The sequence below is a fragment of the Lysinibacillus sp. GJ-1 genome (assembly GCF_021166035.1).
Lineage (GTDB): Bacteria > Bacillota > Bacilli > Bacillales_A > Planococcaceae > Lysinibacillus > Lysinibacillus sphaericus.
In genome coordinates this window covers 3,852,304-3,864,646 of sequence record NZ_CP088912.1, presented here as the reverse complement: position 1 = coordinate 3,864,646, position 12,343 = coordinate 3,852,304, and the positions used below count along the sequence as shown (strand labels likewise).

The window sequence follows — 12,343 nt, the reverse complement described above, 5'->3', positions numbered from 1 at the left end:
AAAGACTCTTCTTCATACGAAGAGTCTTTTTATTTTGGATAAAGAGGATAATTAAATAAGTTTTATCATTTATTGACAAAAAAACTAGATTTGTTATAATTTCTTTGTATCGACTAACGATATAACGCACACTGATATAAGGAGGAATCATTTTGAAAAAAAGATTTTTGTCAGCATCTTTAGCGGTCATTTTAACAGCTTCTGTTGTCTATCCTGTTTCCATTCAGGAAGTACGAGCTGCAAATGAAACGAGCAATGTAATTGTTGCACAAGAGGAGCGCCTAACAGCAAAAGAATTTCTTGAATTGGCTGTGACTTCTTTAACTTTCCAACATGGGTCACAAGCAATGCGTCAAGAAATCATGGATAAGTGGGTTAAAGAGGGAGAATTACAAAATTTAAGTACTGCCATTAAACGTGATGAAGTTGCTCGAATTTTAGTAAGAGCTCTTGATAAAGAGGAAAAAGAAGCATCATTAGCAGACTATTTAGAAAAAGCGAATAAGCTAGGCTTATTTAAAGGTATTTCTGAAAATAGTGAAACCATCTCAAAACAAGATGCTACTAAAATATTTACAACGTTTAAGTCTATAAAAAACGGAACGAATAACGAAGGGGTAAAAGAAATTTCTGTAGAGGATTTTATGAAAAATCCAGGAAACTTCGGTTACCAATTGTCACCAGATGGTAATTACATTACATTTGCTTCAGCATGGGAATCTCGTTCAAATGTATTTGTGAAGAAAATGAATGACGATAGTGAACCTGTTCGTGTATCAAGTTCAAAAGATCGTGATATTTCAGGATTCTTCTGGAAAGACGATACATTGCTTTATGCAAAAGATAAAGGCGGCGATGAGAACTTCCATATCTATTCATCTTCATTTAATGGTAGTGAAGAAAAAGATTTAACACCTTACCCTGGTGTAACTGTAGGGGTATTAAGTAATTTACAAGGTGTTAAAGATGAAATATTAATTATGATGAACAAAGAAGATGCGAAAGTTTTCGATGTGTACAAGCTTAATGTCAAAACAGGCGAAACAAAACATGTTGCAAAAAATCCTGGGAACGTATCGAATTGGGTAGCGGACCGTGATGGCAATATTCGTATCGCTGTCGTTTCTGATGGTGTAGAAGGTACAATTTTATACCGAGAAACAGAAAAAGATGAATTCAAACCATTTATTGAAATGGCTGCAGGAGATGAAGTAAATCCGCTTGCCTTCTCTAAAGATAATAAATATATTTACGCTACTTCTAATAAAGGTCGAGATAAAGTACAAGCTGTGAAATATGATCTTGAAGGTAAAGAAGAAGTAATTATGTCGAACGATGAAGTAGACGTTGCAGGCGTATTATATAATAGCGAAAAAGATAAAATTTTATACGGTGCATATATGACTGATAAAGTACATTATCAATTCTTTGATGAAGATTTTGAGAAACTATTCCGCAAAATTCAAAACAAACTAGGTGTTGAAGAAAGCGAAATAGGCATCAATGACTACAATAAAGAAATGACTAAGTTTATCGTCAGCGTGTCAAGTGACACTGTATACGGCAAATATTATTATTATGACTCAACAACAGATGAAATAACAGAACTAGCAACATTAAGTCCTTGGTTAAAGTCAGAAGAACTTGCTGAAATGCATCCAATTTCGTATAAGAGCCGAGATGGACTGACAATTAACGGTTATTTAACATTACCAAAAAACAAAGAAGCAAAAGACTTACCGCTTATCGTGAATCCACACGGCGGTCCATGGGCACGTGATATGTGGGGCTTTAACCCAGAAGTACAGCTTCTTGCAAACCGAGGATATGCTGTGCTACAAGTGAATTTCCGTTCTTCAACTGGATACGGAAAAGAATTTTTACAAGCTGGTAATAAGCAATGGGGTCTAAAAATTCAAGATGATATTACAGATGGCGTGCAATGGGCAATCGATCAAGGCATCGCGGACCCTGACCGTATCGGTATTTATGGTGCATCATTCGGTGGCTATGCTACATTAGCTGGTATTACAAAGACACCTGATTTATATGCTGCGGCAGTTGACTATGTTGGTGTATCAAATATCTTCACATTGCTTGATACAATCCCACCATATTGGGAAACAATGCGTAACATGTTCTATGAGCGTGTAGGGCATCCAGAGACAGACAAAGAGCTATTAACAGAAGCTTCTCCTGTTTTCCATGTTGATAAAATTAAAACACCATTATTTGTTGCGCAAGGTGCAAACGATCCACGAGTTAATCAGGCAGAATCTGATCAAATCGTAGAAGCATTACGTGCTAGAGGTGTGGAAGTAGAGTACATGCTGAAAGAAAATGAAGGGCATGGCTTCCAAAACGAAGAAAACCGCATTGAATTCTATAATGCAATGGTTAAATTCTTCGACAGCCATTTAAAAAAATAACAAACGATGAGACTGTGCAAAAGTTACCTTGCACAGTCTTTTTTCATTTAAAATAAAGAAGATGACACGGTCACGGTCGTTGATTTACGCCAAGGTCACACGTAAATCGAAATTGTTTGCGAATTGTTTGCGTGCCTGGCACCATAAAGTAAAAGGGGTTGGTAAAATGGACGTGAAATTTTTTAGTCGTTCCCAGTGCGAGCTTTGTGTGGAAGGATTACGCACATTAAAACTTGTTCAAGAAGAGTTAGGTTTTACCATTGATATGATTGATATTGAAACCGATGAAGCGATACATGAAAAATATATGCTGATGATACCGGTAGTGGAAAAGGATGGAGAAGTTATACAGTATGGCAATTTAGATTATGTAACATTAATGGAACGTTTGTGACAAATCAAAGAGCCATTACGTGAGAAGAACATAACTATTTTAGCCAACTAAATTATCATTCACTAAATGAAGTAATATCGAATGAGGTAAAAGGTTATAAATAAAGCGAAAAAATTCGTTATTCTCTAGCCGAGAGAATAGCGAATTTTATATTTTTAAACCTGTATATTCACGTTATTCACAAATTGTTCAATGAAAGCGTTATGAATATGAACAGTTTGTGAAGACCTTCACACAAAGCTTTATTTTTTAAAAAATAGGAGTAGAATAAGAATCAAGTAAAGGTTGTTATAAAACAGATTAGAAAAAGTATCACATTTTTACGTGGTTGTTATATTACAAAAATAAACTTAAAGGGAGATTTGACTATGTGGGTTATTACAGTATTTGAACAAAAGGACGTTCGTATTTTTGAATACACAAACAAAACGGAAGCTACAAAAGCTTTAGCAGGTTTCAAGAAAAACGCAGTATTGTCTTTCACTAAATAAGAACAAAGCCATCTCGCAATCAGAATGAATGATTGCGAGATTTTTTGTGCCAACAAAACAGTACAGCATGTCATTTTTGCTTTGCTAATAATGGGTGTCGCTGTGTATAAAGGTTGTACTAGCAACACATACCATTAATTACTTGCTCTTTTTTATAAAGCATATTATAATTAAATTGTAAGTGGGACATTATTTAATACAGTGGGATAAAAATTACCCCACTATAGGTGAGAGGGAGTAGATAGATATGTTAACTGTACCTGAGGCACAGCGAAGACTACTTCCGGAAATGAATCCGCTTCTACAATCGAGATATCGTATTCTACAATCGGTACAGCTGATGCAACCAATTGGTAGACGAACGCTGGCAGAGTCACTAAAAATGACAGAACGTGAAATCCGTAAAGAAACAGATATTTTACGTGAGCAAGGGTTATTAGATTCCCAAAAGTCGGGTATGGTATGTACGAGTGATGGCGAATTAGTGATTGAACAGTTAAGAGCATTAGTGTATGAATGGTCGGGCCTTACTCAACTAGGCAAAGCGCTCGAACAACAATTAGGATTGCAACATGTGCTAGTCGTACCAGGTGATTACAACGATGACGAAACCGTTTTAACATTGCTCGGAAAAGAAGCGGCACAGCAATTTCTTTCGACTATTGCCAATGAGCAAGTAGTGGCTGTTACTGGAGGGAAATCAGTTGCCTCCTTAGCGCAGTTTTTACAACCAGTCGATCATCAGCAAAACATTACATTTGTTGCTGCTCGTGGTGGTATCGGTCATGAAATGCACATGCAGGCCAATACACTGGTTGCTACGTTCGCTATGCAAATGGATGCCCAGCACCGTACATTATTTTTACCAGAGCATTTAAGTGAACAGGCTTATCAAGCGATGTTAACAGAGCCTATGGTAACAGAAATAATGGCTTACTATGACCGCGCTGACTGCGTTATTCATGGTATCGGCTCTGCTGAAGAAATGGCGATTCGTCGTAATACATCTGCCGAAGATTTACGTATTCTCGAAGAAAAAGGTGCTGTTAGTGAAGCATTCGGCTATTATTTTAATGCCGAAGGACAAATTGTGCATCGTATTCGCACGATTGGTATTCAACTTGAACAAGTTGAAAAATGTAAGCATATTATTGCGGTGGCAGCAGGCAAACAAAAAGTGAATGCCATGCTATCTTATTTTAAGGTAGCACCGAAGCAGACGATTTTTATAACAGATGAAGCTGCAGCAAAGGCAATCGCTGAACGTTTACTGTAAAAATAAATCAATGAAAACATTATTGGAGGAATTGACAATGGCATTAAAGTTAGCAATTAATGGATTTGGACGTATTGGTCGTTTAGTATTTCGTGAAGCAATGAAGCATGATGAATTTGAAGTAGTTGCAGTGAATGACTTAACAGATGCTGGTCAGCTTGCACACTTATTAAAATACGATTCTGTACATGGTATCTATGATGCTGATGTAAATGCAGATGAAGATTCTTTCGTAGTGAATGGAAAAAAGGTTAAAGTATACGCTGAAAAAGACCCAGCGCAGTTGCCATGGGGCGAGCTTGGTGTAGATGTTGTCCTTGAATGTACAGGTCGATTCCGTTCAATGGAAGATGTAGGGAAGCATATTGAAGCAGGTGCTAAAAAAGCCATTTTATCTGCACCAGCTAAAGGAGATATGCCGACATTCGTAATGGGTGTGAATCATGAGGATTACAATCCAGAAACAGACGATGTCATTTCAAATGCATCTTGTACAACAAACTGTCTTGCACCAGTAGCCAAAATTTTAGATGAAAAATTTGGCATTGAACGCGGTATGATGACAACAATCCATTCTTATACAAACGACCAACGTATCCTTGACTTCCCGCACTCTGATCCGCGTCGTGCGCGTGCAGGGGCAGTGTCAATGATTCCAACAACGACAGGTGCAGCAGTAGCAGTTTCCAAAGTATTACCTCAATTAAAAGGTAAACTAGATGGATTTTCTATGCGTGTTCCAACACCGAATGTATCATGTGTGGATTTAGTGGTAGAACTAAAAGCAGATGTTACAAAAGAGTCTATTAATGCCGCTTTAAAAGAAGCTTCAGAAAATGAGCTAAAAGGTATTTTAGGCTACAATGAACTACCATTAGTATCAATTGATTACAATGGTAATCATCATTCTTCAACTGTGGATGGCCTTTCTACAATGGTTTTAGAAAATAGTATGGTGAAAGTTCTTGCTTGGTACGATAACGAAATTGGTTACTCTACTCGTTTAATGGATCTTGCATTATACATTGCTCAACAAGGGTTAAATCATAAATAAGTGTCATAATTCGCAATTTGAAGTAAAAAGTGTGACATAATACGGCTTTTTACGCAAAAATAGTATAGCCTTTATAATATCGAAAAGATATAATATACAAGGGTAATAGGAGTAAGGGATGTACCCTTACTCCTTTTTTTAATAAATATATTTAGAGCGCATGGCTTGTTATAACGTACACAGATATAGGAGATGTTAGATGCAAGACATCAAACGGTACTTTTGCTACTATTAAAATTGGTAAAGGTATACTTTCACTTGCTTGGACATTTTGCCATTCGATAAGCAAAGGAATTTTACAAGCATACTCGAAAAATCTTGTTACCAAAACTGTTATTCGCCAATTCAAAATGTGAACAGCCAAGATGGGTGAAGCACATTTTATTATGTCCGTACTACGAACTTTGAAGGGGGTTTCTTCATGTTAAATAAGAAAACAATGAAAGATATTGATGTAAAAGGTAAGCGCGTCTTCGTACGTGTTGATTTTAATGTACCAATGGCAGATGGGGTTATCACAGACGAAACGCGTATTCGTGCAGCCATTCCTACGATTGACTATTTAGTCGAACAAGGGGCAAAGGTGATTTTAGCATCTCATTTAGGTCGTCCTAAAGGTGAAGTAAAAGAAGATATGCGTTTAACAGCAGTCGGTATTCGCCTAGCTGAAATCATTGGCAAGCCTGTTACTAAATTAGACGAGTCCATCGGTCAAAACGTAGAAGCGACTGTCGCGAACATGCAAAACGGCGATATCGTTCTGCTTGAAAATGTACGCTTCCATGCTGGTGAAGAGAAAAATGATCCTGCATTAGCGGAACAATTTGCTAAAATTGCGGACGTTTATGTGAACGATGCATTTGGTGCTGCTCACCGTGCACATGCATCAACAGAAGGCATTGCTAAGCATGTTCCTGCTGTATCAGGTTTTCTTATGCAAAAGGAATTAGATGTGCTAGGTAAAGCATTATCAAACCCAGAGCGTCCTTTCACAGCTATTATTGGTGGCGCAAAAGTGAAAGATAAAATCGGTGTGATTGAGAGCTTACTTGAAAAGGTCGATCATTTAATTATTGGTGGGGGACTATCATTTACCTTCATTAAAGCGCAAGGTCATGATATCGGTAAATCTTTATTAGAAGAAGATAAAATTGAACTAGCAAAATCTTTCATTGAAAAAGCACAGGCAAAAGGCGTGCAGTTACATATGCCAATTGATGCGGTAGTAGCAAATGAATTTTCGAAAGATGCAGAGACAAAAATTGTCGATGTTGATGCTATTCCTGCTGATTGGATGGGTCTTGATATTGGACCGAAAACAGCTGCGCATTATGCAGAGGTGATTGAAAAATCTAAGTTAATCATTTGGAATGGACCAATGGGCGTATTTGAAATGGAACCATTCGCAAATGGTACGAAAACTGTAGCAGAGGCAATGGCAACAACTGCTGGTTACACGGTAATCGGTGGCGGAGATTCTGCAGCAGCAGTCGAAAAATTCGAAGTAGCTGATAAGATGGATCACATTTCGACAGGTGGCGGTGCTTCACTTGAGTTAATGGAAGGCAAAGAGCTTCCTGGCATTGTGGCATTAAACGACAAATAATAGCGTTTATTAAAGTAATCTTTTTAGCAAACATAATAGATAGGAGGCATAAACGATGCGTAAACCAATTATTGCAGGTAACTGGAAGATGTATAAAACATTTGAAGAGGCAATACAGTTTGTCGAAGCTGTGCAGGATAAACTACCTTCAAATGACAACGTAGATGCAGTTATTTGCGCACCGGCACTATTCCTACCAACGCTTGTGCAAATTGCTAGTGAATCTGAATTAGCAATTGGCGCACAAACAATGCATTACGAAAATGAAGGGGCGTTTACTGGCGAAATTAGCCCTGCGCAACTTGCGAGCGTTGCTGTGGACTATGTCATCTTAGGCCACTCTGAACGACGTGAGTATTATAACGAAACAGATGAAGCTATTAACAAAAAGGTGGCTGCAGCACTTTCGCATAATATCGTCCCAATTATTTGCTGTGGTGAAACATTGCAAGAACGTGAGGCTGGTACGACAGAGCAAAAGGTAGCTGGTCAAATTACAGCAGCACTTGCCGGTTTTGCGGCACAGGATGTGGAGCATATGGTACTTGCCTATGAACCTATCTGGGCAATCGGCACAGGTAAAACAGCAACGGCAGAAGATGCCAACCAAGTATGTGGTGCTATTCGCGCAGTTGTTGAAAAATTATACGATACCGCAACAGCACAGGCTGTTCGTATTCAATACGGTGGTAGCGTAAAGCCTGATAATATTGAAGAATTGTTATCAAAAGAGCATATCGATGGTGCGTTAGTCGGTGGTGCGAGCTTACAAGCCGAATCATATTTAAAATTATTGGAGGCGGCAGCAAATGCCTAAAAAGCCAGTAGCATTAATTATTTTAGATGGTTTTGCATTTCGTGATGAAACATTCGGAAATGCAGTTGCGCAAGCAAAGAAACCAAATTTTGATCGTTTTTGGAATCAGTTTCCACATGCAACATTAACAGCGGCAGGTGAAGCAGTAGGGTTGCCAAATGGTCAAATGGGGAACTCTGAAGTAGGGCACTTAAATATTGGTGCCGGTCGTATCGTCTATCAAAGCTTAACACGTTTAAACAAGTCGATTCGTGAAGGAGACTTCTTTAAAAACCAAGCATTTTTAGATGCTGTAGCGCATGTGAAAGCACATGGGTCGAAGCTACATGTAATGGGTTTACTATCAGATGGTGGTGTTCACAGCCATTATGAGCATATGTTTGCGCTGTTAAAGCTAGCGAAGGAACAAGGCGTAGATGAAGTATTTGTTCATGCATTTTTAGATGGTCGTGATGTAGGTCCAACGACAGCAATCAACTATATTGAAGAAACTGAAAAACAAATGGCTTCGATTGGCATTGGTAAATTCGCTTCGATTCATGGTCGCTATTATGCAATGGACCGCGACAAGCGTTGGGATCGAGTGGCATTGACGTATAATGTGCTGGTGGATGGTGTAGGACAAACAGCGGACAGCGCAATTGCCGGTGTGACGGAGTCCTATGAGCGTGAAGTAACCGACGAATTTGTTATTCCATTTAGTGTGCAAGAACATGGTGAAGCCGTTGCGACAATTGCAGATAATGACGCGGTTATTTTCTTTAATTTCCGACCTGACCGCGCAATTCAATTATTAAAAGTATTTACAAATCCAACATTTGACGGGTTTGCGCTCTCTGCAAAACACCCGCAAAATGTAAAATTCGTATCGTTCACTCATTATAGTGATGAAGTGAATGCGCAAGTTGCTTATGAAAATGACAACTTAAAAAATACGATTGGTGAAGTGTTAGCCTCTAATGGGAAAACACAGCTTCGTATTGCAGAAACAGAAAAGTATCCACATGTTACATTCTTTATGAGTGGTGGTCGTGAGGAGAAATTCGCTGGTGAAGAACGTATTTTAATTGCTTCTCCAAAGGTCGCAACATACGATTTAAAACCTGAAATGAGTGCATATGAAGTAACAGAAGCATTGCTTGCAGAGATTGCAGCCGATAAATTTGATGGCATCCTTCTAAACTTTGCGAACCCCGATATGGTGGGACATAGTGGCATGTTAGAGCCAACAATCAAAGCAATTGAAGCAGTGGATGAATGTCTTGGGAAAGTAGTAGATGCTCTGCTGGCAAAAGGCGGTGCAGCTATTATTACAGCTGACCACGGTAACTCTGACGAGGTTGTTACGTTAGAAGGGGAACCGATGACAGCTCATACAACAAATCCTGTTCCAGTAATTGTGACAAAACCAAATTTAATGTTAAGAAATGGTGGCATTTTAGCCGATTTGGCGCCAACCATGTTAGAATTATTAGAGGTGTCACAACCTATTGAAATGACAGGGAAATCATTAATCGAAAAAGAGGAGAATTAGTTATGCCATTTATTACACAAGTTTATGCGCGCGAAGTTTTAGACTCACGTGGGAACCCAACAGTAGAAGTTGAAGTATTTACAGAATCAGGTGCTTTTGGTCGCGCAATCGTGCCATCAGGTGCCTCTACAGGTGAATACGAAGCGGTAGAATTACGCGATGGTGACAAATCACGTTACCTAGGCAAAGGTGTATTAAAAGCTGTCGAAAATGTAAACACAATTATTGCACAAGAATTAGAAGGTAATTTCTCAGTTCTTGACCAAGTAGTAATTGACAAAGCTTTAATCGAGCTAGATGGCACAGAAAACAAAGGTAAACTAGGTGCGAACGCAATCCTAGGTGTATCAATGGCAGTTGCACATGCTGCAGCAGATTATTTAGATGTACCTCTTTATCAATATCTTGGCGGTTTCAACTCAAAACAATTACCAGTACCAATGATGAACATCTTAAATGGTGGTGCTCATGCAGATAACAACGTAGACATCCAAGAATTCATGGTAATGCCAGTTGGCGCAGAAAACTTCCGTCATGCATTACGTATGGGTGCTGAAATTTTCCACAGCTTAAAAGCAGTATTAAAAGACAAAGGCTACAACACAGCTGTAGGTGATGAAGGTGGTTTCGCACCGAACCTTGGTTCGAACGAAGAAGCAATCACTGTAATCCTTGAAGCTATCGAAAAAGCTGGCTACAAAGCTGGTGAAGAAGTGAAATTAGCAATGGACGTTGCTTCTTCTGAATTATTTAATAAAGAAGACGGCAAATACCATTTAGATGGTGAAGGTGTTGTCAAAACATCTGAAGAAATGGTGGACTGGTATGAACAGTTAACGGCTAAATACCCAATCATCTCAATCGAAGACGGCTTAGATGAAAACGACTGGGCTGGTCATAAATTATTAACAGATCGCATTGGCGCTCGCGTTCAATTAGTAGGAGACGATTTATTCGTAACAAATACGAAAAAATTAGCTGCTGGTATTGAGCAAGGCGTTGGTAACTCAATTTTAATCAAAGTAAACCAAATCGGTACATTAACAGAAACATTCGAAGCAATCGAAATGGCGAAACGCGCTGGTTACACAGCTGTTATCTCTCACCGTTCTGGTGAATCAGAAGATGCGACAATCGCTGATATCGCAGTTGCGACAAATGCTGGTCAAATCAAAACTGGTGCGCCATCTCGTACAGACCGCGTTGCGAAATACAACCAACTTCTACGCATCGAAGATCAACTTGGTGCAACATCAGAATACCTTGGTTTAAACTCTTTCTATAACTTAAAATAAGGTGAATCGCTAGTACTAGCTGTTCCTTTTTGAAAATTGCCTCCAAAGCATGAATGTGCTTTTAGAGGCAATTTTTTTAGGCGAGTGCTAAAATTGTGTGAGTGCCTGGCACTGACGTGCGACATAGAGATTTTTTAGTATTATAAAATTCTGAATTGTTTCGGTGCCTGTCACCCTATATTCTGTGTTTGTCATGAGAACCTTTATTTGTTATAATATAGTATGTTGTGATGTTTCAAAGTTCGGGAGGTGCAGTGTATGCATACAGCAGTATTAGTAGCTTTAATTATCGTATCATTAGCATTGATTGTCGTAGTCTTATTACAATCTAGTAAAAGTGCAGGCTTGTCAGGTGCCATCTCGGGTGGAGCTGAACAACTATTCGGCAAGCAAAAAGCACGTGGTATGGATTTAATTCTTCACCGTACAACAATTGTATTATCCATTTTATTCTTTATTTTAGCAGTTGCGATTGCAAAACTATAATAGTTGAAGATATGCCGCCTAACCTCGAATGGTTGGGCGTTTTCTTTTATCTTTTAGTTCAAAGCGTAATGTAGATATTATGTACATAGTTAAACGAAGATAAATTAGGTATGAATTATACTAAATATGCACTAAAATAAGCCAATGTATCATGGATATGGCTATAATAGAGAGTATATGTTTTACAGTGAAGGAGAACTTGCGAATGAATAAATCATTATCACAGCCATTTTTCTTTCAAGCAGGCCTTCGTGCTGTGTTATTATTACACGGCTTTACAGGTAGCTCGGCAGATGTGCGTATGCTTGGTAGATTTTTAGAGAAAAAAGGGTATACTACATTAGCGCCGCATTATAAAGGCCACGGTGTGCAACCTGAAGAACTCATTACAACAGGTCCAGCCGATTGGTGGCAAGATGTCAAAGCGGCTTACCAACAATTACAAGATGCTGGCTATCAAGAAATTGCGGTGGCAGGCTTATCACTTGGCGGTGTGATGGCTTTAAATGTAGCGCTCAACAATCCTGTACAAGGTATTGTGACAATGTGTGCACCAATGACCATGCGAACAACAGACGTAATGTTCGAAGGCGTCTTAAAATATGCAAAAGACTATAAAAAATTTGAAGGTAAAACTGAAGCGGAAATTGATGCAGAAGTGGCGTTAATTGCTGACAAAGGGATGCCATCATTACAAGAACTTCGTGAGTTTATTGCGCAGACTCGAAAAGAAATTGATATGATTTATGCCCCTATATTTGTCGTACAAGCGACAAATGATGAGGTTATAGAGACAGAATCTGCCAACATTATATATAATCAAACTGAGTCACTAGAAAAGTATATCAAGTGGTATGAAAACTCAAAACATGTCATTACATTAGATCAAGAAAAAGATCAACTACATGAAGATATTTATCGTTTTTTAGAAGGGCTAAATTGGGCACACTAAAAATGAATA

General features: G+C 38.6%; 11 protein-coding genes. All 11 read left to right on the top strand.

The window, feature by feature from the left end:
- Positions 1-152: 152 nt before the first annotated feature.
- Positions 153-2,429 (top strand): S9 family peptidase, encoded by a 2,277-nt coding sequence (locus LO754_RS19125; RefSeq protein WP_229387651.1) that lies wholly within the window; start codon positions 153-155, stop codon positions 2,427-2,429.
- Positions 2,430-2,595: 166 nt separating this feature from the next.
- On the top strand, positions 2,596-2,823 hold the full coding sequence (locus LO754_RS19120) for a glutaredoxin family protein (RefSeq protein WP_024363910.1): 228 nt from the start codon (positions 2,596-2,598) through the stop codon (positions 2,821-2,823).
- A 368-nt stretch (positions 2,824-3,191) separates the two neighbouring features.
- Positions 3,192-3,314, top strand: coding sequence for a hypothetical protein (locus LO754_RS23535; RefSeq protein ID WP_255313811.1), 123 nt, complete (start codon positions 3,192-3,194; stop codon positions 3,312-3,314).
- A 247-nt stretch (positions 3,315-3,561) separates the two neighbouring features.
- Positions 3,562-4,590: a sugar-binding transcriptional regulator gene (locus LO754_RS19115; RefSeq protein ID WP_231785047.1), complete on the top strand. Its 1,029-nt coding sequence runs from the start codon at positions 3,562-3,564 to the stop codon at positions 4,588-4,590.
- Positions 4,591-4,627: 37 nt separating this feature from the next.
- Entirely contained in the window at positions 4,628-5,644 is a 1,017-nt protein-coding gene (gap, locus tag LO754_RS19110) for a type I glyceraldehyde-3-phosphate dehydrogenase (RefSeq protein ID WP_024363912.1), read from the top strand.
- Positions 5,645-6,065: 421 nt separating this feature from the next.
- Positions 6,066-7,250: a phosphoglycerate kinase gene (locus LO754_RS19105; RefSeq protein WP_025220485.1), complete on the top strand. Its 1,185-nt coding sequence runs from the start codon at positions 6,066-6,068 to the stop codon at positions 7,248-7,250.
- Positions 7,251-7,305: 55 nt separating this feature from the next.
- Complete coding sequence (gene tpiA / locus LO754_RS19100; protein ID WP_025220484.1) at positions 7,306-8,067, top strand: triose-phosphate isomerase; 762 nt, start codon at positions 7,306-7,308, stop codon at positions 8,065-8,067.
- Positions 8,060-9,601: a 2,3-bisphosphoglycerate-independent phosphoglycerate mutase gene (gene gpmI / locus LO754_RS19095; RefSeq protein WP_231785046.1), complete on the top strand. Its 1,542-nt coding sequence runs from the start codon at positions 8,060-8,062 to the stop codon at positions 9,599-9,601. Before tpiA ends, gpmI begins: the two co-directional genes overlap by 8 nt.
- Before the next feature lie 2 nt (positions 9,602-9,603).
- Positions 9,604-10,896, top strand: coding sequence for a phosphopyruvate hydratase (gene eno, locus LO754_RS19090; protein ID WP_024363916.1), 1,293 nt, complete (start codon positions 9,604-9,606; stop codon positions 10,894-10,896).
- A gap of 258 nt (positions 10,897-11,154) precedes the next feature.
- Positions 11,155-11,382 (top strand): preprotein translocase subunit SecG, encoded by a 228-nt coding sequence (secG, locus tag LO754_RS19085; protein ID WP_024363917.1) that lies wholly within the window; start codon positions 11,155-11,157, stop codon positions 11,380-11,382.
- A gap of 205 nt (positions 11,383-11,587) precedes the next feature.
- Complete coding sequence (locus LO754_RS19080) at positions 11,588-12,334, top strand: alpha/beta hydrolase (RefSeq protein WP_231785045.1); 747 nt, start codon at positions 11,588-11,590, stop codon at positions 12,332-12,334.
- Positions 12,335-12,343: the final 9 nt, after the last annotated feature.